Origin of the sequence: Corallococcus sp. AB032C (assembly GCF_003668935.1) — a bacterium.
Taxonomy (GTDB): Bacteria; Myxococcota; Myxococcia; order Myxococcales; family Myxococcaceae; genus Corallococcus; species Corallococcus exiguus.
The window spans coordinates 1-20549 of the sequence record NZ_RAWP01000037.1 but is presented as its reverse complement, the minus strand read 5'-3'; the positions used below and the strand labels follow the sequence as shown (position 1 = coordinate 20549).

Here is a 20549-nt window from a genome sequence, read left to right as displayed (position 1 = left end):
CGACGCGTCCGGATTCCTCCGTATAGGTCTCATCCATGGAGCTTGTCCTCCGTGCGGGCGGGGGAAGAACGTGCCCGGACACCTTGGGAGATGGTGCTGGAAGCGGGCGGGTGGAAGGGCTGACGGCTCCACCGGTCCTCGGGGAGGAAGGCGCATGCCGTGCCTGCCCGCCGGGAATTTCCCGACCCGGCGTGGGGGCGGATGCCGCACACGGGGGCTGTAACGCACCGGAGACTTGGCGTCCGGTGGCTGGCGGCTATGCTGCCGCGCCTCCGCCGTACCGCTTCCCAGCCTGGATGGATTCCATGAGCCTTCGCCGCAACCTGCTGACCATCGCCGTCCTCTCCTCCGCGCTGCTGTCCGCCTGCGCGCTGCGCCCGCGCTACAACGAAGTCATCCAGGCGAACGGCGCCACCGAGCTCCAGGCGGGCCAGCTCGTGGTGCTGCGCGTGACGGACGCCGCGACGGGCCAGCCGGTGAAGGGCGCCAAGATTCTCGGTGGCGAGTACCGCAACCACATCAACGCGACCACCGACGAGAACGGCGAGTTCTCCCTCCAGCTCGACCCGGGACTGGTGAAGGAGAACCCCCTGGTGGAGGTCGTGCTGCCCAAGGGCGTGGCCCACTACAAGCTCCAGGTGGTGCCCTCCGGTCAGGCCCCGGCTCCCGAAGGCGCCCCCATCGCTCCCCCGGCTGAGTCCGCAGTGGAGCCGTCCACCACGCCCGCGACGCCCGGCGCTCCGTCCGAGACCGCGGCCCCGGCTGCCTCCGAAACGGCGAAGTAGGTCCGGTTCGTCAGGTGAACCAGCGAATCAGGCGCCTGCCCTGCAAGCGCCTGAACGCACCCAGCCGCCGCTGGAAGTCCTCGCCGATGGTGACGAAGCGCACGCCGCAGCGTCCCCGCGTGCGCTCCCCGGCGGAACGGCGGGACCACATCACCTGGGCCTGGAAGGGGACCTCCTCGTCCCCCAGCAGCAACGCGCCTTCGACGAGATCGCCCGCCTTCATCGGCTGGAGCATCTCCGCGCAGAAGCCGCTCTCCGACACATCCCGCGTGTAGAGCGGCAGCATGCCGCGCAGACGGACGGCCAGGCGATGCTCGAAGCGAGGCACGGCTCGGGGGAGGTGCATGCCCTCCAATTCTTGCGGATTCCGTCTCAGTAGTAAAATTGCGCCAATAGAAAGCGGGCGGGCAGGCGGACCCGGCGTGCAAAGCCCGGGATTCGTTGAGAAATCTCTTGGGAGGAGGGAGCGGGCCATGTCGAAGGCATTCACCAAGGAAGACGGGGGCGGCGACGAGGGGCTCATCCCCGCGCGTCCACGGTCGACGTCGGCGGAGCAGCGCTACATCACGCCGGAGGGCTACCGCGCGCTCCAGGAGGAGCTGCTGGAGTTGCAGGGCCCCGCTCCTCAGGACTGGCCGGAACTGGAAGCAGGAGTGCGCAAGCGCGAGCGGGAGCGACGGGCGCGCGAGCTCACCGCCATCCTGGAGGACGTGCGGGTGGTGGAGCCGGATCCATCGCAGGCGGGCCGCGTCTTCTTCGGTGCGTGGGTGGTGCTGGAGGACGAGGACGGCGCGCGCATGCGCTATCGCATCGTCGGCCCGGATGAAGCGGACGTGAAGGCGGGGCGGCTGAGCGTGGAGTCTCCGCTGGCGCGCGCGCTCCTGGGCAAGGAGGCCGGTGAGGCCGTGCAGGTGGAGCGTCCGCGCGGCACGGTGGAGTACGAAGTCCTCGCGGTGGAGTACGCGGAGTCCGAAGGCGCCGCGGCCGCGCCGTAAGGCCTCTTCAGCGTTTCGTGGCGATGACGGTGACGAGCCGGCCGAAGGGCTCCGGCATGTCGCCCTCGCGCACCTCCACGTCGAAGCCCGCCGCCTCCAGCAGCGTGCGGGCGCGGGGCACGAGGAACGTCAGGTAGTACATGACGAACGGCGGCTTCCAGAGCGCGTTGCGCACGCGCATGGCGGCGTTGAAGCCCTTGGCCACCCAGTAGCCGGGGTTGAGCGCGGACGGCGGCCGAGCGGTGACGAAGACGAAGCGGCCGCCGGGCTTCAGCGCTCGCGTGATGCCTTCGACGAGGCGCGGCTCGTCCTCCTCCAGGATGTGCCCGAAGGCGCCGAAGCTGGTGATGAGGTCGAACGCCGCGTCGAAGGGCAGCGCCAGCGCATCGCCCCGGACGAAGTCGAGCGCCGCGCTGCCCGGTGCATCCGCGAGCCTGCGCCGCGCTTCATCCAGCATGCCCTGGCTCAGGTCGAACCCGACGACGCGCTCACGGCACAGCGGGCGCAGCACGCGCATCGCGGCGCCGGTGCCGCAGCACACGTCCAATGCACTGCCCACGCTGCCTTCGGGGCCCACGTGCGCGAGCGCGGCCTTGAGCACTGGATCCGGCGTGCGGAACGGCGTGTGCTCGAACTTGGGCGCGAGCAGGTTGTAGCCCTGCTCGACGGAGGTGAGGGCCTGCCGTGCAAGCTCGCGGAAGGTGGGGCCGTCGCGGTGGAACATGGGACGAGGTGTACCCACATCCCCCCGGTCCCGCCACCGGGGTTGAGAGGGACTCGATGGGATTTGAATGTTCCGGCGGGGGCCCCGTCAGTCAGGACAAGCAACTCGGACGGAGGATGGAAGACATGGCTTTCAAGCTCGGACTCGCGACCCTGGCCTTCGGTGCAATGCTGCTCGGTTCCTCCACGTCGTTCGCGGCGGACTGGCGCGGCCCGACCCGGGCGGATGCGCAGTGGGGCGGCCAGCAGCGGTACAACGGCGGCTGGGATTCCGCGCCGCAGGGCCAGGCGTTCCGCTACGACAATGACGACGCGAAGACGCGCCGCTTCATGGGCTGCCGCGGCCCGAACTGCAACCAGGGCCCCATGCCGCGCCCGGTGGATTCGCGCGGCCGCTACGAGCTGCAGACGGTGGAGCGCTGGGTGCCGGCGCGCTACGAGCAGGTCTGGGTCCCCGAGCAGTGCGTGTCCCGTGGCCGCCACGGCCGCCACACGCGGTGCACGCCGGGCTACTACGACCAGCGCTATGTGGCGGGCGGCTACCAGGCGGTGACGGAGTGGGTCTGGGTGCCGTACGGCGGGCGCCGCTGGCAGACGGTGGTCTACTACCCGTAGCCAACACGAGGAGACGAGACGGGACGGACGACGCAAAGGGGAAGCAGGGGAACAACGCGGGGCGGCACCTGGTGTGGGGACTCCAGGTGTCGCCCCGCGGTGTTTTTTCGCGGGCGGGCCTGTTAGGCAGGGCCCGCATATGGGGACCGCATTCATCACGGGCGCGGGCGTACGCATCGGCAGCGCGGTGGCGCGCGCGCTCGGCCGCGCCGGCTACGACCTGGCGCTTCACGCGAACCGCTCCATGGAGCCGCTGGAAGCACTGGCGCAAGAGCTGAGGGAGCTGGGCCGCGGCGTCACGCTGTACAGCGGCGACCTCTCCGACGCGCAGGCCGTGGACGCGCTGGGTGCGAGGGTCCGGCAGGCGCATCCCGCGCTGGACGTGGTCGTCCACAACGCGGGGCTCTACGAACGCGTGGACTTCGAAGCCGTGACGCGCGAGCAGTACCGCCGCATGCTCGCCGTGAACGTGGACGCGCCCTTCTTCCTCACGCAGGCGCTGCTGCCGTCGCTGCGCGCGGGGAAGGACCCGCTGGTGGTGCACCTCACCGACATCGGCGGGGAGCGGGCGGTGAGCCACTACTCGCACTACTCGGTGAGCAAGGCGGGGCTCGTGATGCTGACGCGCGCGCTGGCGGTGGAGCTGGCGCCGCACGTGCGCGTCAACGCCATCTCGCCGGGCGTGGTGGCCTTCCCGGAGCACTTCGACGAAGCGGCGCGGAAGGAAGTGCTCGACCGCGTGCCCATGGGCCGCGAGGGCAGCGTGGAGGACGTGGCGCGCACGGTGGTGTTCCTCGCGCGCGAGGCGCCGTACCTCACCGGGCAGGTCATCGCCGTGGATGGCGGAAGGAGCGCGCAGCTGTGAGCCATGAACCCGTGTGGATGCACCCCGTGGTCACCGACGCGCAGGGCCGTCCGCTGGACGTGATGGAGCTGCGCGGGCTCACGGTGGACGTCATCGTGGGCCTCTACAACCGCGAGCGCGTGACGCCGCAGCCCCTGCGGCTGGACGTGGCGCTCTTCCTGGACGCGAGGCAGGCGGCGGTGGGTGGAAGGCTGGCGAACACCGTGCACTACGGGCGCCTGGCCGGAGAGCTGCGCTTCCTCCTGGATGCGTGCCGCTTCGAGTTGTTGGAGTCCGCGGCGGAGGCGGTGTGCCGCTATCTCCTGGCGCCGCCCACGGACGCCGCGCCGCACGCGCTGTTGCACGCGGCCACGGTGCGGGTCACCAAGCCGGAGGCGCTGACGGGGTGGGCCATCCCGTCGCTCCAGGTGCACCGCACCGCCCAGGAGATGGTGTACCGGACGGAGGCGAAGCCCTTCGGTCACGTGGACGTCATCCACGAAGGAGCGACCTACGGCGTGTACCGGCTGCGGGTGGAGCCGGGGAGGATCATCCCCCCGCGCGCGGACGGCCACACGGAGGGAATGGAGCTGGTGCTGGGCGCGGGGCTGGTGCTGCAGGGGCAGCCGGTGGGGCGGGGGATGGCGTTCAGCGGACCGGAGGTCTTCGGGCACGGCTACGACAACCCGACGGCGACCGAGCAGACAGTGCTGGGAGTGTACCGGCCACGCCTGGTGCTCTCCGGGGGGGGCGCTTCCGGGGAGGCCGCGCCGGTAGGGGCGGGCACGCTGTACTACCTGCCCGAATAGGCCCCGGGCGTCCAAGCGACGGGGGCGGGAGGGTATGCTAGCTGTAGAGGCGCCTCGTTCTTGAAGGACGCAACGGATGATCCTGGACCGGCGGATTCAGCTTTTCGTGGTGCTCGCGGGGCTGTTCATCACCTCGCTGGTGGTGGGCGACATCATCGGGGTGAAGCTGTTCGAGGTGCACCTGGGCCCGGTGGTGGCGGTGATGTCGGTGGGGATGTTGCCGTTCCCGGTGACGTTCCTGCTGACGGACATCCTCAACGAGTTCTACGGCAAGAAGGTCGCGCGGTTCGTGACGTGGGTGGGCTTTGTCATGGCCATCTTCACGTTCGTGATTGTCGCGCTGGCGGGCCAGATTCCGTGGGCGCCGATGACGGAGGCCAAGGACTACAGCGGCACGGTGGCGTCGTCGTTCAACAACGTCTTCGGCGGTTCGCAGCGCATCCTGGCGGCGTCGATGGTGGCGTACCTGGTGGCGCAGTTCCTGGACATCTCGGTGTTCAACCTGCTCAAGCGGGTGACGAACAACCGGATGCTGTGGCTGCGGGCCACGGGCTCCACGGTGGTGTCGCAGCTCATCGACACGGTGGTGGTGCAGTTCATCGCCTGGACGGGCGTGCTTCCGCGGGAGGTCATCTTCCGGATCATCTTCACCTCGTACGCGGTGAAGCTGCTGGTGGCCATCGGCCTGACGCCGCTCGTCTACCTGGGGCACGCGCTGGTGGAGCGCAAGCTGGGCATCGCCCCGGTGGTGCTGGGCGAGGACGGTGAGCCGGTGAACCTCGTCACCACCAAGGCCGAGCCCCCGTCCGCGGCCGCGGCCTGAACGCGGTAGACCCTCGGCCTGTTGAACCCGCCTTCTGGTTCTGGTTCGCTTCAGCGACAGGAGGGTGTCCATGCAGTTCACGCTCGCGGATGTCTGTGGTCCACCGCCGCCGACGGTAGGGTTCTTCTACGCACTCTGGCTCTCGCCGGTGGTGGTGTTCCTGCTGCTGCGATGGTTGCGGCGCGGAGCCCGCGACGGCCATGACGTCCTGGGCCTGATGGCACCGTCGTCCCGGAGCTCCGTCTCGGCCTTCCGTGACCTCCTGACGTGGGGCTGCGTGGCGGTGGCCCTCATCGGACCATGGCTGCTCTGCATGGCGTCCTTCATCGCAGCGAATGGCTTTGTGATGGAGGGCGTGGAGCCGACGCTGGTTGGCCTTGAGCCCACCTCTTGGGCGTGGTTCGCCGCCGTGACGCTGTTGTTCGCGCTCCTGCGCGTGCGCTGGCTGCGGAGCGACTCATCGCACGGGGACGTGCTTCACATCGCCTGAACGAACAAAAGGGCCAGGGCTCGAAGCAGGAGCCCTGCTCACACCGTGTCTCAGCGCGCGTTCGCCGCCGTGTGCTTGAGCACCTGCATCGTGCCGCGAGTGACGCCGAACTGCTCGTGCACCGCCGCGCGCTTCACCGCCTCCGAAGGCGACAGCCGGCCCGCGAGCAGCTCCTGATACGCGCCCAGCACCCACGCGTCGCCCTCGCGCTCCACTCGGAAGATGGGACCGCCCGGCTCGTGCTTGTCCTCCGGCGCTCCCGCGTCGAACACCACGCCCATGCCCGGTCGCGGATCCACGTCCGCGGGGTCGGGTTCGCCCGTGAGCGGCGCGGACACGTTGCCCGCCGGGGCCTTCGGTCGTTCGTCGCCCAGGCCCAGCGCGCCCGTCCACGGCCGGTCGTCCGGCACCACGAGCACGTCCTTGCCGGACAGCGCATGCACCCGGCCCAGGTACAGCCCGCGGTGCTTCGGGAAGCGCCCCTCCACCAGGTCGTACGGCAGCCGGCAGGACTGCGCGCACTGGCCCCGGTTCGCGGACCGGCCACCCCACGCCTCACTCGTGAGGCATTGGCCGCTCCACGACATGCAGAGCGCGCCGTGGATGAAGACCTCCAGCTCGATGTCCGTCTGCGATGCCAGCCGGCGGATCTCCGCCACAGACAACTCGCGCGGCACCACCATGCGCGTGAAGCCCAGGCCCGTGGCGAACCGCGCTCCTTCCGCGCTGGACAGCGTCATCTGCGTGGACGCGTGCAGCTCCAACTGGGGGCAGATGGCTCGCGCGAGCAGCGCCACCGCCGGGTCCTGCACGATGAGCGCGTCCACGCCTGCCTTTGCCACACCGCGCAACAGGTGCTCCACCACCGGCAGCTCTGGCTCGAACACCAGCGTGTTCAGCGTCACGTAGGCGCGCGCGCCTGCCCGGTGGATGAGCCCCCCACCGTCTCAGCCAACCGCTCGAGCGAGAAGTTCTCCGCACGGGCCCGCGCGTTGAAGCCTTCATCGAGCCCGAAGTAGACGGCGTCCGCGCCACTGGCCAGGGCGGCACGCAACGACTCCAGGCCACCAGCGGGGGCGAGGATTTCGGGGCGTCGGGGAGACATGACTCCTACCTAGCACGCCCGTTCCCGCCGCTCCCCTCTTGCGACCTGTCCACTCCACCCCGGACGGGCACCCGTTTGAGGGGAGGGATGCCATCCCATGCGAGGCACGGGGATGTTGTTCGTGGAGAACGGACAGGGGCGTGAGCGCCCTCGTGCCGGGTTGCGGACCGTGGACGGAGTCCCCACCCTTTGATGCAGGAGGTCGTGATGCTCGAGGTCGTCGTCTACATGAAGCGCACCTGCCCTTATTCGCGGCAGGCCATGGACCTGCTCAACGAGAAGGGCTGCGAGTTCCAGAAGGTGGATGTCGCCGCGGACGAAGAGCGTCACAAGGAGATGCTGCGGCGCTGCGGCCGTCAGACCGTGCCGCAGATCTTCATCGCGGGCCGCCACGTCGGTGGCTGCGATGACCTGTATGACCTGGAGGCACGCGGGGAACTGGACGCGCTCCTCGGCCGGAAGGCCCAGGACTCCACCGCTCCCTGAAGCCATCTCCGCCGTCGCGTTCGGGCCGTGTTCCTCCTGCCGGGGGACACGGCCCACGTGTTTCCCGGGCGCCCGCGTCGTCCCTCCGGGCAGTGGCTGGGACGGGACCGGCGGCGGAACTTGTCGCGCTCTTGGGACGGGGCCTCGCGGTGGGAGCCTTGAAGCCCGTCCTGCGCGCGGTGCCCACCCTCCGGCACATCCGCGGGCCGGTGTCGCCAGGCCAACCGCGTGGATTCACATTCCTGCCCGGCTGCCCTGCGACCGGGCGGCGGCGAAGTCCAAGGCTGACGGGGAATGCGCGGCACGAGTGTTCCCGTTGCCCGCCGACCCCGCGAGCGCACCCCCGCGCCGTGAACCCCTACGAGGAGTCCACATGCGCTTCCGCCAGACCCTGACGACCATCGTCTGTGCCGCCGGGATGCTCGCGGGCACCGTCGGCTGTACCGGCAAGGTCGAGCCCGCGCCCGCGACAGCCACACCTCCGGGCACATCCGGTCCACCCATCATCACTCCGCCAGGGAGGCCCCAGACGCCGGCCGACGCGGGCACGTCTCCTGACGAGGACGGAGGCGTCGCCACGGACGGCGGCACCACCCCCACGGATCCGCCCACGGATCCGGTAGACCCACCGCCCACGGAGCCCGAACCGCCGCCGCCCGCCGAGCCGCAATACACGCGCGTGCTCTGGGTCTCTCCCAGCGGCAATGACTCCGCTGCGGGCACGGAAGCGCTGCCCCTGCGCACGGTGGCGCGAGCCCTGTCCCTGGTGAAGCCCGGCGAGGCGGTGTTCCTCAAGTCCGGCACCTGGCGCGAACACGTGCCGCTGACGGAGCGGCAGGGCACGGCGGACAAGCCACTGACGCTGAGGGCCGCTCCGGGCGCCACGGCCATCCTCAAGGGCGGCTCCATTGGCGAGACGGCGCTGGTGGACGTGAGCGGGGCGTACTGGAACATCCAGGGGCTCACGGTGGACGTGGGCGGCGAGTCCACCTTCGCGGTGATGTGGCGTGGCGCGGGCGCGCACCACGGCGTGCTCCGGGACAGCATCCTGAAGAACGGCACGGAGGGCGCGGGCGTCTACGTGACGGAGAAGGCGCACGACGTCCTCATCGAGGACAACGACATCTCCCACTTCGACAAGGGCGACGTGGACAGCCACGGCGTCTGTGTGCAGACCTCCGCGAGCAACGTGGTGGTGCGCGGCAATGACATCCACCACAACTCCGGCGACGGCGTGCAGTGCCTGGGGCCGGAGGGCGGCGCCACCAATCCAGGCACGCCGTTCGACAACCTGCTCGTGGAGGACAACCAGCTCCACGACAACCGGGAGAACGGCGCGGACATCAAGACGTGCACCCGCGTCACGCTGCGCGGCAACACCATCTACAACCATCGCGAGGTGGCCACCTCCGCGGGCGAGGGCGTCATCGTCCACATGTCCCCGTCCGACGTCACGCTGGAGGACAACGTCTTCTACGCCAACGCGCGCGCCATCCAGATTGGCGGCAACCGCGAGGGCGCGCCCCCCACGCGCGTCATCCTGCGCCGCAACCTCATCCACGACGGCCTGGGCGAGGCGGACGGAGAAGAGGGCACCGGCATCCGCATCGACGCGTCCGTGGACGTGAAGGTGCAGCACAACACCGTGTGGAACCTGAGCGGCGCGTGTCTCATCTTCGGCACGGGCTCCAACGGCGCGAGCCAGGGCCTGGATGTGCGCAACAACATCTTCGCCGGCTGTGGCATCGCCGCTCGCGGCGGCGCGGGCCGGAGCGGCGCGGTGGTGGACGGCAACCTGTACTTCCGGAGCAGTGGCGCGGCGGTGTTCAACCTGGAGGGTGCCACCCTGGGCCTGGCGGACTGGCGCACGAAGGCCGGCCTGGACAAGCGCTCCCAGGAGCGCGCGCCCGGCTTCGTGAGCACGGGCTCGGACGACTACCAGCTCTCCTCGCAGTCCCCCGCGCGCGAAGCGGGCCTGTCCCTGGGCCTGCCCTACTGCGGCTCGGCGCCGGACCAGGGTGCCTTCGAGTCAGGCTGCCCCTGACCCCGGGGGTTGTGTAGACTCCGGGGCCCCTCGCTCCGGAGTCCTGCGCCCCGTGTCGGCCCCGTCGGAACCCGCCTTCGGCATCGTCCTGGTCCCCCCAGGGTCGGTGGCTCGAGAACCCCTGAACGCCGCCGCCGAGCGCGCGGGCCTGCGCGTGGTGGACGACCCGGACGACGCCGCCCTGGCGCTGGTGGACCTCACCGCTCCCGGCTGCGGCCCCGCCGTGGTGGAGCTGCTCACGTCCCACAACGGGCCGCACCTCACGCTCCTCGCGGTGGTGTCCCCGGAGCCGCGTGGCTTCGCCGCCGTGGACACGCTGCGCCCCGCGGACATCGTCACCCACCAGAGCCTTCCGCACGAGCTCACCTGGCGCCTGCAGCGCGCCGCGGAACGCCACCGCGAGCGTGAGGAGCAGGCCCGCAGCCAGACGGACCTGGCGCTGCTGCTGGAACTCACCGCTGACTACGCGGAGAGCTCCGACGTGGAAGCGCTCCTGCACGGCGTGACGCGGCGCCTCGCGGAGCAGCTGGACATCGCGCGCGCCACGCTGGTGATGGTGGGCGGTGGCGTGGACGAAGGCGTCATCGTCGCCGCCAGCGACGACCCGGGCATGAAGGACCTGCGCATCGACCTGGCGCGCTACCCGGAAATCCGCGAGGTGGTGCGCACCGGCAAGCCCGTGGTCATGCAGGAGGCCGCCACGCACCCGCTGCTGGGCGACCTGGAGCGTCGGGCCGTGGCCGCGCGAGGCATCCACGCCATCGCCGCGCTGCCCCTGCCCATCCGCGGCCAGGTGCGCGGCGTGCTGCTGCTCCGCGCGGCCGGGCGCAGGCGGGCCTTCAGCACCCGTGAAATCGACTTCCTCACCACGGTGGCCCACGCGACGGCGGTGGCCCTGCGGAGCGCGTCGGTGCTCCAGTCCGTGCAGACGGCGCGGCTGGCGGCGGAGGAGAAGGCCGCGTCCTTCAAGCCCTACCAGCTCTTCTTCGCCCACGTGAGCGAGGGCGTGGCCATCCTCGACGACGAGGCCGCCGTGCTGTCGCTCAACCCCGCGGGCGCTCAGATGCTGGACACCACCGCTGGCGAGGCCCGTGGCAAGCACCTGAATCAAATCACCCAGCCCGTGGACGACGGCGTGCTGATGGAGCTGGTGACGTCCGCGTCGCGCGGCGAGGCGCGCATGGGCGTGGACGTGGTGGTGCGCACGCCCGCGGGCCGCTGCCTCACGCTGTCCATGTCCGCGGCGCCGCTGCGCGACGAGGACGCGGCCACCATCCTGTCCTTCCGCGACGTGACGCACGCTCGCAAGCTGGAGGACGAGCTGCGCAACACGAAGGACTTCCTGGAGCGGCTCATCGACTCGTCGGTGGACGCCATCATCGCGGCCGACCTGAAGGGGCGCATCATCCTCTTCAACAAGGGCGCGGAGGCCATGTGCGGCTACACCGCGCAGGAGGCCCAGGAGAAGCTCAACGCGCTCCAGCTCTACCCGCCCGGCGTCGCCCAGCGAATCATGGCCCAGCTGCGCGGGCCCGACATGGGCGGCAAGGGCCGGCTGTCACTCACGCGCCAGGAGCTGATGCACCGCTCCGGTGAGCGCGTGCCCGTGAACATGACGGCCTCCATCGTCTACGAGGGCGGCCGCGAGTCCTTCACCGTGGGCATCTTCACGGACCTCCGGGACCGGGTGCAGCTGGAGCGCAAGCTGTCCGACGTGGAGACGCGGCTGGAGGAGAGCGAGAAGAACGCCGTCATCGTCGCGCTCGCCGGCACCGCGGCCCACGAGCTCAACCAGCCCCTCACCTCCGTGATGGGCTACGCGGAGCTGCTCAAGCGCAAGCTCAAGGAGGAGGACTTCGCCTGGAGGCCGGTGGACATCATCTACCGCGAGGCGGAGCGCATGGCGGAGATCGTCCGGAAGATCGGGAAGATCACCCGCTACGAGACGAAGTCGTACGTGGGGGCGCAGCAGATCCTCGACCTCGACAAGGCCAGCTCCCATGAAGAGTGAGGTCCGCGCCGTGCGCCCGTCCGGAAATCTGGCCCCCGACGCCTTCCAGGCCTTCTTCGACGCGCTGGACGAGCCCGCCGCCGTCTGCGACGTGTCCCTGCGCATCGCGGCCGTGAACCCCGCGCTGCGCCGCTTCTGCGCCATGCACGACATCAGCGTGGACATGGTGGCCGAGGCCCTGGCGAGCGCCGTCGCGCCGGAGGACGGGCAGTCCCACGAGTTCGACCTCGTGCTCCAGAGCGGCACGTCGCTGGTGCTCACCCTGTCGCGCCGGGCGGACACCGTGGCGGTGCGCGCGCGCGTGGATACCGAAATCATCAGCGGCCGGCTGGTGGTGGCGGAGCGGGCCCTGCTGGAGCAGGCGCGCACTGAAGGTGTGCTCCTGGACCTGGGCCGCAGCGTGGCGGAGGCCGGCGGCGAGGAGGAGCTGGTGGCCGCGGTGGCGCGCGGCGTGAAGGAGCTCTTCCCCGGCCGCGCCTTCTGCATCCGCATCGTGGACGCGCGCACCGGCGGCCTCACGTCGCTCTACGCGGAAGGCCGCCTCAAGGAGGGCGCGCACGAACCGCTGGTGCTCTTCCAGCGCTCGGTGGAGAAGACCAACCTCACGCAGACGGCGCTGCCCCAGGGGCGGGTGACCATCTCCGAAGAGGTGCCGCTGCTCTTCCATGGCAGCACCCGCGCGGTGAGCGCCCCGCTGGTCGCGAGCGGACAGCTCTTCGGCGCCATCAACATGGAGTACCCGGAGGGCCTGGACGCGGACCCCGCGCACGACGAGCGCGTGCTGCTCCAGCTGGCCAGCCAGGTCGCTGTCGCGGTGAAGAACGCGAAGCTCATCGACGAGCTGACGTTCGTGCGCAAGTACCTGGAGGAGCTGCTGGAGAAGGCCAACGCCCTCATCCTGGTGGTGAACCGGGACAAGCAGGTGGTGGTCTTCAATCAGGCGCTGAGCGCGCTCACCGGCCTCACCAAGGAGCAGGTGCTGGGGCGGGATTTGTCCTCGCTGGTGGCGGCCAGCGAGCAGCTGCGGCTGGCGCCCGTGCTGGCGGCGGCCATGCGCGGCGAGTCCGTGAACAACTTCGAGACGCGCCTGCTCACCCGCGACGGCGGCGAGGTGCGCGTGTCCTTCGCCACCTCCTCCATGCAGACCCAGCCGGGTGAGGTCGAGGGCGTCATCGCCATCGGCCAGGACGTCACGGTGGTGAAGGAGCTGGAGAAGCGCATCATCCACGCGGAGAAGCTGGCCTCCATCGGGCAGCTCGCGGCCAGCGTGGTGCATGAAATCAACAACCCGATGACGGCGGTGGCCACCTACGCGGACGCGCTGCTCCAGCGCTCGCGGATGACGCCGGGCGCGAACCCCGCGGACCAGGAGAAGCTGAAGAAGATCCTGGAGAGCAGCCACCGCATCCTGCGCTTCACCCGCGACCTGGTGAGCTACGCGCGGCCCGCGCAGGACCGGCCGGAGCGCGTGTCACTCAACGCCGTCGTGGACATGGCGGTGGGCTTCTGCGAGCACGTCGTCTCCCAGGCCCGCGTCAGCGTGCAGCGCGAATACGCGAGCGACGTGCCGCCCCTGGCCGCCGTGCGCGCCAACCTGGTGCAGGTGTTCGTCAACCTCATCACCAACGCCTGCCACGCCATGCAGCCCGGCGGATTGGTGTACCTGACCACGATTCAGGAGGGCCCGGAGGCGGTGGTGCGCGTGCGCGACACCGGCACCGGCATCGAGCAGCGCAACCTGTCGCGCATCTTCGAGCCCTTCTTCACCACCAAGCCCGAAGGGCGCGGCACTGGCCTGGGGCTGTCCATCTGCCAGGGCATCGTGGAGAACCACGGCGGACGCCTCACCGTGGAGAGCGCGCTGGGGCAGGGCACCATCTTCACGGTGCGGCTGCCCCTGGCCGCGGATTGAGCGCGAGCGGGGCGGGGCGCTTCAGCCCTCGCCGCCGTCGTCGTCCAACTCGCGCCGGAACTCCTCGTTCGTGAGCAGGCCCTTGCGCGCCATGATGCGCATCAGCGCCCAGAAGCGGCGCTCCAGCTCCTCCAGCCGGTCCGGCTCCTCGCGCGCCGCCTGTCCGAAGAGGTAGTCCAGGTCGTCCAGCACGCCGCCCCCGCCGGACGCCGGAGCCCGCGGCTTGCCCTTGTCCACCGCGCCGCCGCGCTTGCGCTTCGCCTGCTCCTCGCGCTCGCGGATGAGGTCCGCCAGCGACGTGCGCTGGGTCTTCTCCGACGCGGGCAGCTCCTCGCCGACGATGACCTCCTCGTCGTCCTCCACCACGGCCGGCCGCGCGGGCGCCGGAGCGGCCCTGGCTGGCGGACGCACCGGAGCGGGGCGGGAGCCCGTGGCCACGGGGACCTTGTGGTAGTAGCGCAGGATCGCGCCGCGCACCGCGGACAGCGCCGTCACCCGGCCGCTGACCTTCAGGCCGCTGGTGAACTCAATCTCCTCGATGGCGGAGATGTTCAGCGGATCCGCCATGGCCACCACCAGCTGGCGCTTGCCGCCCACGCTCTCCAACGCGTAGGGGAACAGGTCGTGCTGTTCGCAGAAGCGCGCTCGCAGCAGGTGCACCGCCGCCCAGTCCGGGGTGATCGCCGCCAGGTCCACCTGCGGCATCCCCAGCGCCTCGCTCAGCGCCTGCGCCAGCGTGGCCTCCGTGATGGCGCCCTGACCGATGAGCGTCACGCCCAACCGCTGCCGCGTCTGCCGCTGCGCCGCGAGCCCCGCCTCCAACTGCTCGGGGGTGATCGCACCGCGCTCCACGAGCAGCTCACCAATGCGCTTCCTGGCCATGGTTTCCCCGCCTAACACGTCACCCGAAGGTGCCCAAATCGCTGGCACGCCTGTTGCGCAAGCCGCTGGAAAGGGCCTGGTACTTGCCCTGTGGAGCGACTTGGCAAGCCGCGAGCCAACGCAAAATTCCTGTGAGATTTCAGTAACTAACGCTGAGGGTGCCTGCCTTGACACGCCTGGGAGCGGTTCCTAGACTCGGCGCCACCGTGATCCAAAATTCCTGTTGCTGACCTGGGTGGATGTCCACCCGGCCGGTAGCAGTGCGGAACGGCTCGCAAGCGCGCGCCGCGCCGCCCATCTGGAGGCTTTCCGTGATGAACCTGGGGTTTGTAGCCAATCTGTCCGTTCTCGCCAACGCCGGCGGAAGCAATGAGACCTTCCTGCAGGAGCTGGGGCGCCGCTGGGAATCCGGTCAGGCCGGCATGTACCCCATCGCGGTCTGCCTGGTGGTCGCGCTCTCCATCATCATCGAGCGCAGCATCGTCCTGTTCGGCAAGGCCTCCATCAACAAGGAAGGCTTCCTGCGCGGCCTGAAGAAGCACATCTACGCGGGCGACCTGGACAAGGCCATCAACTACGTGGCCGGCCAGAAGAACACGCCGCTGACCAACGTCATCAAGGCCGGTCTGATGAACGTGCCGAAGGGCCAGGACGAGGTCCAGGCGGCGCTCGACGAGGCCAGCCTGCGTGAGACGCCCCGCCTGGAGGCTCGTACGGGCTACCTGGCGATGCTCGGCAACGCGGCGATGCTCGCCGGCCTCCTGGGCACGGTGAACGGTCTCATCACCTGCTTCGAGGCAGTGGCGAACGTGAACCCGGCCGACAAGGCGACCATTCTGGCGAACGGCATCTCGGAAGCCATGAACTGCACGGGCTTCGGTCTGCTCACGGCCATCCCGGCGCTGATCGCCTTCTCCGTGCTGATGGGCCGCACCCAGGGCCTCATCAACGACATCAACGAGACCAGCGTCTCCGTGCTGAACCTCATCGTGGCCAACCGCGACAAGTTCAAGAACCTGAACATCCCCGCGTCCGCCCACGCGCACGCCGAGGAGTAGTCCTCCTCACGGCAGCGCCGGTTTGGAACCGGATGTACCGGCGCGCTGTCTGGTAGCCCCGAAGTGGTGGACCCAGACAGGCGCGTCCGTCCCCAGAGTCTTCTTGAACGTCGTTCGTGCGCGAAGAGCGCGGTAGAGCAGGGAGGTAGTCGCCATGGCCGGCGGAATGGACCTGGGCACAGGTGGGAAGGGTGGCAAGAAGCCGCTCGATACCGCCATCAACATGGTGCCCTTCATCGACCTGATGGCAGTGACCATCAGCTTCCTCATCATGACGGCGGTCTGGACCCAGATTGGCCGTCTCCAGGTGTCGCAGGCCGGCGGGGCCTCCACGGACGAGCAGCAGGAGGAGGAGAAGACCAAGACGGTCCAGCTCACCCTCCTGGTGTCCGCCACGGAGATGCGCCTCACCGCCGACCAGAGCTCCTTCGACCCCATTCCCCTCACCCGGGATGACAAGGGCCGGCCGGACCTGACCAAGCTGGTGGCGCGCTTCAAGGAGTTGAAGGCGCAGCTGCCGGACCAGTCCGCCATCACCCTTCAGACCGAGGACCTGGTCCGCTACGAGGACCTGGTCCGCATCATCGACGAGTGCATCGGCTCCGGGTTGCCCCAGGTGTCGGTCTCCGCGGCGATGGGCTAACAGGAGAGCACCCAAGCCATGGGCATCAAGGTTCCCGGTAAGCGGTACGGCAAGCGGCTGGAGCACTCCAAGGTCTTCGGCCACGGCGGTCACGGCAAGAAGAACGGCAACGCGGACCTGCTCATCACCCCGCTCGTCGACATGTTCGTCATCATCGTGCTCTTCCTCATCGCGAACTTCTCCGCGACGGGCGAGGTGCTGATGATGACCAAGGACATCGTCCTTCCCGAAGCGGTCAACGTGAAGGAAGTGGAGATGCACCCGGTGGTGATGGTGTCCAACGACCAGGTCAGCGTGTCGGGCACCATCGTGGGCCGGGTGGAAGACCTCACCAAGGACGAGTACCTCAACATCCCCGCGCTGGAAGAGAAGCTGCGGGACATGAAGAAGCAGTTCGAGGACCTGCACTCCATGGCCGGCGGTGGCGAAACCTTCAAGGGTGACGTCAACATCCAGGCCAACAAGGACGTTCAGTTCAAGGTCATCAAGCGGGTGATGTTCAGCTGCGCCACGGCCGGCTACAACAACATCAACTTCGCCGTCATCCAGGCCGGTGGCGCCGCGGCCGGTGAGAAGACCGCCGCCGCCACCCCGTAACAAAGCTTCGCGGCGGATCCCGGCCGGTTCCGGGATCCGCGCTTTACAAAAGACGCCCTGACCCTGCATGGGTCGGGGCGTTCGCGTTTTTGAAAGAAAGGCTCTCCGCCGTCATGCGCCTGCGCGCCGTGCTCTTCGACCTGGATGGGACGCTGGTGGACTCGCTGGGGGACATCGCCACGGCGATGAACCACGCGCTCACGCAGCACGGCCTGCCGCCGCACCCGGAGGCCGCCTACCTGCGCTTCGTGGGAGAGGGCGTGGCGAAGCTCGCGGAGCGGGCCACGGGCGGGGCGCCGGCCGCGCTCCAGGGGCAGGTGCTGGCCACCTACCACGCCTACTACGACACCCACCTGTTCGACCGGACGTGTGCCTACCCGGGCGTGGAGGCCGCGCTCTCGGAGCTGGCGGCGGAGGGCATCCGGCTGGGCGTGCTCAGCAACAAGTCCGACGACTTCGTGAAGCGGCTGGCGGCGCGGCTCCTGCCGGGGGTGACGTTCACGGCCGTGTACGGAGAGCGGCCGGGCATCCCGCGCAAGCCGGACCCCACCGCGGCGCTGGCCCTGGCGGCGGAGCTGGGCGTGGCGCCGGACGCGTGCGGCTTCGTGGGGGACACCTCCGTGGACATGGACACGGCGAAGGCCGCGGGCATGTACGGCGTGGGCGTCACCTGGGGCTTCCGCACCGCGGAGGAGCTGCACGCGCACGGGGCTCGCGCGGTGGTCTCCTCGGCGGGCGAGCTGCTGGCCGCGCTCCGGACCGCGGCCCCCTGAGAAAGCGGAAGGGGCCGCCTCCTTCGCGTGAGCGTAAGGAGAACGGCCCCTGGGTTACCGCAAGGTGGCTTCGTGGATCAGGCGGCCACGGCGAGGTTCGACTTGGACTGCTCCGCGGCTGCGTCCACCGCGGGCGGGCGGCTCAGCATCTTGAGCATCCGGTAGTGCGACGCCACGGCGCTCCGGAAGGTCTTCGCCTCGATGTAGGGCAGTCCGTGCTCGTGGGCGGTGGCCTTCACGATTTCGCTCAGGGCCGGGTAGTGGATGCTGCACACCTTGGGGAACAGGTGGTGCTCCACCTGGTAGTTGAGGCCGCCCACGTACCAGCTCAGCAGGCGGTTCTCGCGGGCGAAGTTCGCGGTGGTGCGCAGCTGGTGCACCATCCACGCGTCCTCCACCTTGCCCTCCGTGTCAGGCAGGGGGAACTCCGCGTCCTCCACCACGTGGGCCAGCTGGAAGACGATGCCCAGGATGAAGCCCGCCGTCATGTGCATGGCCAGCTGCCCCACCACGAACTGCCACCAGGTCACGTCCAGCACCAGCCACGGAATCACCAGCGTCCAGCCGTAGTACACGGCCTTCATGGACAGCAGGCGGGCCCACTCGGCCGGCGCGTGCTTCTTGTCCTTGTAGGGGCCCAGGTCCTTCTGGAAGAAGTACTTGTAGTCCTTGGCGAACACCCAGAAGACGGTGGTCAGCGAGTAGGCCGCGAACGCGTACAGGTGCTGGAAGCGGTGGTACGCCTTCCACTCGCTGTGCGGCGACAGCCGCAGCTGCGGGCTCACCGTCAGGTCCTCGTCCATACCCTGGATGTTGGTGTAGGTGTGGTGTAGGACGTTGTGGGTGATGCGCCACATGTAGCTGTTCGCCCCGATGACGTCGAACGCGAGGCCCACCACCGCGTTCGCCCGCGCGTCGTCGCTGTAGGAGCCGTGCACGCCGTCATGGCCGATGCAGAAGCCGATGCCCGCGATGGCCACGCCCATCAGCACCGCCAGGCCCAGCATGCCCCAGGCGTTGAAATGGCCGCTGAGCAGCAGGCCGTAGACGCCCCCCGTGAAGCCCATGATGGACAGGGCCTTCACGTACATGGCCTTGTTGGCCCGCTGAGAGAGGTTCCGTGTCTCGAAGTACTCGGAGACGCGCCGCTTCAGGTCCTCCGCGAAGGAGGCATCGCGCTGGCCAAAGGTCACACGGGTTGGGTTTGTCACTGGGAGGGACGCCTCACGAGAGGGGACGGCAAGGTGGAGCGGGACGAGCGGACCCCACGATAGGACACGTCCAGGCGGAAGTGTTCGGGGCCGGAAACTATTCCAAAACACCGTCGCACCCAAAACCTGTCACCCCTGGCTGCCTGGAGCGTCAGCCAGCGGGAAATGCACCGCCCCAAGAAGGCGTTTCACCGCTGGATCGAGGTTGTTACCTTCGACGGCGTGAGGGCGACCGGGAGTGGTTCCCGGCTCGACTTCATGCCTGTTCAGGGTTAAGGCGCGGTCTTCGCCCCAAAATATGGGGGCGGGCAGTCCGGCGATTTTGCAGGGTTGCCAGTGGGACAAGGAAGCAGATCATGGCAAGTGGTACGGTGAAGTGGTTCAATGATGCGAAGGGCTTTGGTTTCATCACGCAGGACAGCGGTGGTCCGGACGTGTTCTGCCACCACACGTCCATCCAGTCGGACGGCTTCCGCACCCTGGCCGAGGGCCAGAAGGTGGAGTTCGAGGTGAAGAAGGGCCCCAAGGGGCTCCAGGCGGAGAACGTCCGCCCGGTCGGCTGAGCCTACCGGCTCGGCTGCTCTTCACGCATCCACGAGGTCCGGCCTTGACGGGGCCGGGCCTCTTTTTCGGTCAATGTTTTCCAGGAGGTTCCATGCAGGGAAGGTCCACGAAGCGGCAGAAGGAGATGGCGCGCGCGCAGAAGCAGCGCGAGAAGGACGCCAAGAAGGCCGGGCGCAAGACCGAGAAGGACCAGCGTCCGACTCGCGGGCCGGGCGAAGAAGATCCCGACATCGCCGGTATCATCCCGGGCCCGCAGCCGTTGCCCGACGCGTTCAACACCTGAGGCTGATGCAACGACACCGCCCCGGCCCATGAGGGCACCGGGGCGGCGGTGGGCAAGGGGCCGGTGGGCCCCTTTTTCATGTCCGCGCTCGTTCGGCTTCCGAGCTCCGGAACCGCGTGACTAGCCCATGCCGTATCTCATCCGCTCCTTGTCCTCGGCGCGGTTGTACGCGGTGGCCGCGGCGATGACGTGGCACACCCAGCCGAGGATGCCGCCCGTGCCCAGCCAGAAGCCGGGGGTGATGATGAGCCAGAAGACCCCGCGCAGGATGTCACCGTTGTAGATCTGCCCCACGCCGGGGATGAAGAACGACAGCAGCGCAGCAAGACCGGGACGCGACATGGATTTCGTTCCTCCTTGCCTCTTCCTACGGCCCCCAGGTGTGTCCATTGCATCCCCTGCCGGACACCGCCTGCCCGCCGGGCGGGCGTACTGGCGGATGGGGTGCAACGCACCGCGGTCCCCGCTAGCATGACGCATGTTCCTCCGGCCCTGGTGTCACGGCCTGGAAGGGACGGGGGGATTCATCATCCAAGGTCGTCCTCAGGCCCGTGTGGCGGCGTTCCCGGTCCGGGGCCTCGTGGAGGTCCTCGCGCTGGCGGCGGTGTATCTGGTGGCCGCGAGAGTGGCCCTGTCGCTGGCCGCGGAGCAGAGCCACATCTGTCCCGTGTGGTTGCCGTCGGGCGTGGCGCTGGGCGGGCTGCTGCTCCTGGGCGTGTCGCGCTGGCCCGCGGTGGCGCTGGGCGCGGGCGCGGTGGCGTACGCCATGGGGGTGACCCCAGGGGTGGGGCTGTCCGTCGTGCTGGGCTCCACGCTGGAGGCGGTGCTGCCGGCGCTGCTGTTCCAACGGATGGGGGGCGCGCTGGAGCTGCACCGCGTGCGCGACGTCGCGTGGC

The 20549-nt window shown here is 69.4% G+C and carries 23 protein-coding genes and 1 pseudogene; 18 read left to right on the top strand and 6 right to left on the bottom strand.

Going from position 1 to position 20549, the window contains the following annotated elements; all coding sequences use genetic code 11:
• The first annotated feature begins 305 nt into the window (after window positions 1–305).
• The gene (locus D7X99_RS18240) at window positions 306–785 is read left to right on the top strand and encodes a hypothetical protein (protein WP_121751974.1); all 480 of its coding nucleotides are present in this window, start codon (window positions 306–308) and stop codon (window positions 783–785) included.
• A 10-nt stretch (window positions 786–795) separates the two neighbouring features.
• On the opposite strand, the gene D7X99_RS18235 is transcribed toward D7X99_RS18240, so the two are convergent.
• A complete protein-coding gene (locus tag D7X99_RS18235; RefSeq protein WP_139919482.1) occupies window positions 796–1131 on the bottom strand; it encodes a PilZ domain-containing protein in 336 nt (111 codons plus the stop codon).
• A gap of 127 nt (window positions 1132–1258) precedes the next feature.
• Here D7X99_RS18235 and D7X99_RS18230 point away from each other — a divergent pair, with 127 nt between their 5' ends.
• Complete coding sequence (locus tag D7X99_RS18230; protein ID WP_121778883.1) at window positions 1259–1780, top strand: GreA/GreB family elongation factor; 522 nt, start codon at window positions 1259–1261, stop codon at window positions 1778–1780.
• Between the two features lie 7 nt (window positions 1781–1787).
• Here the strand turns inward: D7X99_RS18230 and D7X99_RS18225 are convergent, their stop codons facing one another.
• Window positions 1788–2504, bottom strand: coding sequence for a class I SAM-dependent methyltransferase (locus tag D7X99_RS18225; RefSeq protein ID WP_121778882.1), 717 nt, complete (start codon window positions 2502–2504; stop codon window positions 1788–1790).
• A gap of 125 nt (window positions 2505–2629) precedes the next feature.
• Between D7X99_RS18225 and D7X99_RS18220 the strand changes: the two genes are divergently transcribed.
• The 5 genes from D7X99_RS18220 (at window position 2630) to D7X99_RS18200 (ending at window position 6084) form a co-directional block, all read left to right on the top strand.
• A complete protein-coding gene (locus D7X99_RS18220; protein ID WP_169825510.1) occupies window positions 2630–3118 on the top strand; it encodes a hypothetical protein in 489 nt (162 codons plus the stop codon).
• A gap of 139 nt (window positions 3119–3257) precedes the next feature.
• The gene (locus D7X99_RS18215; protein WP_120574833.1) at window positions 3258–3983 is read left to right on the top strand and encodes an SDR family oxidoreductase; all 726 of its coding nucleotides are present in this window, start codon (window positions 3258–3260) and stop codon (window positions 3981–3983) included.
• Window positions 3980–4771, top strand: coding sequence for a dihydroneopterin aldolase (locus tag D7X99_RS18210; protein ID WP_233613494.1), 792 nt, complete (start codon window positions 3980–3982; stop codon window positions 4769–4771). Before D7X99_RS18215 ends, D7X99_RS18210 begins: the two co-directional genes overlap by 4 nt.
• 76 nt (window positions 4772–4847) lie before the next feature.
• Complete coding sequence (locus D7X99_RS18205; protein WP_121751978.1) at window positions 4848–5594, top strand: queuosine precursor transporter; 747 nt, start codon at window positions 4848–4850, stop codon at window positions 5592–5594.
• 70 nt (window positions 5595–5664) lie between these two features.
• On the top strand, window positions 5665–6084 hold the full coding sequence (locus tag D7X99_RS18200) for a hypothetical protein (RefSeq protein ID WP_121778880.1): 420 nt from the start codon (window positions 5665–5667) through the stop codon (window positions 6082–6084).
• A gap of 182 nt (window positions 6085–6266) precedes the next feature.
• Here D7X99_RS18200 and D7X99_RS18195 read toward each other — a convergent pair.
• A pseudogene (locus D7X99_RS18195) lies at window positions 6267–7189 on the bottom strand (peptidase U32 family protein); the annotation flags it as partial.
• Between the two features lie 207 nt (window positions 7190–7396).
• On the opposite strand from D7X99_RS18195, the gene grxC reads away from it, so the two are divergent.
• The 4 genes from grxC (at window position 7397) to D7X99_RS18175 (ending at window position 13642) form a co-directional block, all read left to right on the top strand.
• Window positions 7397–7675 carry a glutaredoxin 3 gene (gene grxC / locus D7X99_RS18190; RefSeq protein WP_121778917.1) on the top strand — a complete coding sequence of 93 codons (279 nt, stop codon included), beginning with the start codon at window positions 7397–7399 and terminating at the stop codon, window positions 7673–7675.
• Window positions 7676–8048: 373 nt separating this feature from the next.
• A complete protein-coding gene (locus D7X99_RS18185) occupies window positions 8049–9719 on the top strand; it encodes a nitrous oxide reductase family maturation protein NosD (RefSeq protein ID WP_121778879.1) in 1671 nt (556 codons plus the stop codon).
• Between the two features lie 106 nt (window positions 9720–9825).
• A complete protein-coding gene (locus tag D7X99_RS18180; RefSeq protein WP_121778916.1) occupies window positions 9826–11730 on the top strand; it encodes a PAS domain S-box protein in 1905 nt (634 codons plus the stop codon).
• Window positions 11720–13642, top strand: a complete 1923-nt coding sequence (locus D7X99_RS18175; RefSeq protein WP_121778878.1) for a GAF domain-containing sensor histidine kinase — start codon at window positions 11720–11722, stop codon at window positions 13640–13642. The genes D7X99_RS18180 and D7X99_RS18175 overlap by 11 nt, the downstream gene beginning before the upstream one ends.
• Window positions 13643–13663: 21 nt before the next feature.
• Here the strand turns inward: D7X99_RS18175 and D7X99_RS18170 are convergent, their stop codons facing one another.
• A complete protein-coding gene (locus tag D7X99_RS18170) occupies window positions 13664–14524 on the bottom strand; it encodes a general secretion pathway protein GspE (protein ID WP_121778877.1) in 861 nt (286 codons plus the stop codon).
• Window positions 14525–14838: 314 nt separating this feature from the next.
• Here D7X99_RS18170 and D7X99_RS18165 point away from each other — a divergent pair, with 314 nt between their 5' ends.
• The 4 genes from D7X99_RS18165 (at window position 14839) to D7X99_RS18150 (ending at window position 17595) form a co-directional block, all read left to right on the top strand.
• A complete protein-coding gene (locus tag D7X99_RS18165) occupies window positions 14839–15582 on the top strand; it encodes a MotA/TolQ/ExbB proton channel family protein (protein WP_120574841.1) in 744 nt (247 codons plus the stop codon).
• Window positions 15583–15736: 154 nt separating this feature from the next.
• The gene (locus D7X99_RS18160) at window positions 15737–16225 is read left to right on the top strand and encodes a biopolymer transporter ExbD (RefSeq protein ID WP_120574842.1); all 489 of its coding nucleotides are present in this window, start codon (window positions 15737–15739) and stop codon (window positions 16223–16225) included.
• An 18-nt stretch (window positions 16226–16243) separates the two neighbouring features.
• Window positions 16244–16822: a biopolymer transporter ExbD gene (locus D7X99_RS18155; protein WP_120574843.1), complete on the top strand. Its 579-nt coding sequence runs from the start codon at window positions 16244–16246 to the stop codon at window positions 16820–16822.
• A 113-nt stretch (window positions 16823–16935) separates the two neighbouring features.
• On the top strand, window positions 16936–17595 hold the full coding sequence (locus tag D7X99_RS18150; protein ID WP_121778876.1) for an HAD family hydrolase: 660 nt from the start codon (window positions 16936–16938) through the stop codon (window positions 17593–17595).
• A 77-nt stretch (window positions 17596–17672) separates the two neighbouring features.
• On the opposite strand, the gene D7X99_RS18145 is transcribed toward D7X99_RS18150, so the two are convergent.
• A complete protein-coding gene (locus D7X99_RS18145; RefSeq protein WP_121778875.1) occupies window positions 17673–18806 on the bottom strand; it encodes an acyl-CoA desaturase in 1134 nt (377 codons plus the stop codon).
• A gap of 356 nt (window positions 18807–19162) precedes the next feature.
• On the opposite strand from D7X99_RS18145, the gene D7X99_RS18140 reads away from it, so the two are divergent.
• The gene (locus D7X99_RS18140) at window positions 19163–19369 is read left to right on the top strand and encodes a cold-shock protein (protein WP_121778874.1); all 207 of its coding nucleotides are present in this window, start codon (window positions 19163–19165) and stop codon (window positions 19367–19369) included.
• A gap of 92 nt (window positions 19370–19461) precedes the next feature.
• Window positions 19462–19653, top strand: coding sequence for a hypothetical protein (locus D7X99_RS18135; RefSeq protein WP_120560974.1), 192 nt, complete (start codon window positions 19462–19464; stop codon window positions 19651–19653).
• A gap of 120 nt (window positions 19654–19773) precedes the next feature.
• Here D7X99_RS18135 and D7X99_RS18130 read toward each other — a convergent pair whose 3' ends face one another.
• Entirely contained in the window at window positions 19774–19995 is a 222-nt protein-coding gene (locus D7X99_RS18130) for a hypothetical protein (protein WP_120560975.1), read from the bottom strand.
• A gap of 211 nt (window positions 19996–20206) precedes the next feature.
• Between D7X99_RS18130 and D7X99_RS18125 the strand changes: the two genes are divergently transcribed.
• Window positions 20207–20549: MASE1 domain-containing protein (locus D7X99_RS18125; RefSeq protein ID WP_233613493.1), on the top strand; the 343-nt coding region annotated here is incomplete at its 3' end.

Coding starts and splice junctions, on each gene's coding strand:
- D7X99_RS18240 (WP_121751974.1), top strand. CDS start 306: ATGAGCCTTCGCCGCAACCTGCTGACCATCGCCGTCCTCTCCTCCGCG.
- D7X99_RS18235 (WP_139919482.1), bottom strand. CDS start 1,131: ATGCACCTCCCCCGAGCCGTGCCTCGCTTCGAGCATCGCCTGGCCGTC.
- D7X99_RS18230 (WP_121778883.1), top strand. CDS start 1,259: ATGTCGAAGGCATTCACCAAGGAAGACGGGGGCGGCGACGAGGGGCTC.
- D7X99_RS18225 (WP_121778882.1), bottom strand. CDS start 2,504: ATGTTCCACCGCGACGGCCCCACCTTCCGCGAGCTTGCACGGCAGGCC.
- D7X99_RS18220 (WP_169825510.1), top strand. CDS start 2,630: ATGGCTTTCAAGCTCGGACTCGCGACCCTGGCCTTCGGTGCAATGCTG.
- D7X99_RS18215 (WP_120574833.1), top strand. CDS start 3,258: ATGGGGACCGCATTCATCACGGGCGCGGGCGTACGCATCGGCAGCGCG.
- D7X99_RS18205 (WP_121751978.1), top strand. CDS start 4,848: ATGATCCTGGACCGGCGGATTCAGCTTTTCGTGGTGCTCGCGGGGCTG.
- D7X99_RS18200 (WP_121778880.1), top strand. CDS start 5,665: ATGCAGTTCACGCTCGCGGATGTCTGTGGTCCACCGCCGCCGACGGTA.
- grxC (WP_121778917.1), top strand. CDS start 7,397: ATGCTCGAGGTCGTCGTCTACATGAAGCGCACCTGCCCTTATTCGCGG.
- D7X99_RS18185 (WP_121778879.1), top strand. CDS start 8,049: ATGCGCTTCCGCCAGACCCTGACGACCATCGTCTGTGCCGCCGGGATG.
- D7X99_RS18175 (WP_121778878.1), top strand. CDS start 11,720: ATGAAGAGTGAGGTCCGCGCCGTGCGCCCGTCCGGAAATCTGGCCCCC.
- D7X99_RS18170 (WP_121778877.1), bottom strand. CDS start 14,524: ATGGCCAGGAAGCGCATTGGTGAGCTGCTCGTGGAGCGCGGTGCGATC.
- D7X99_RS18165 (WP_120574841.1), top strand. CDS start 14,839: ATGAACCTGGGGTTTGTAGCCAATCTGTCCGTTCTCGCCAACGCCGGC.
- D7X99_RS18160 (WP_120574842.1), top strand. CDS start 15,737: ATGGCCGGCGGAATGGACCTGGGCACAGGTGGGAAGGGTGGCAAGAAG.
- D7X99_RS18155 (WP_120574843.1), top strand. CDS start 16,244: ATGGGCATCAAGGTTCCCGGTAAGCGGTACGGCAAGCGGCTGGAGCAC.
- D7X99_RS18150 (WP_121778876.1), top strand. CDS start 16,936: ATGCGCCTGCGCGCCGTGCTCTTCGACCTGGATGGGACGCTGGTGGAC.
- D7X99_RS18140 (WP_121778874.1), top strand. CDS start 19,163: ATGGCAAGTGGTACGGTGAAGTGGTTCAATGATGCGAAGGGCTTTGGT.
- D7X99_RS18135 (WP_120560974.1), top strand. CDS start 19,462: ATGCAGGGAAGGTCCACGAAGCGGCAGAAGGAGATGGCGCGCGCGCAG.
- D7X99_RS18130 (WP_120560975.1), bottom strand. CDS start 19,995: ATGTCGCGTCCCGGTCTTGCTGCGCTGCTGTCGTTCTTCATCCCCGGC.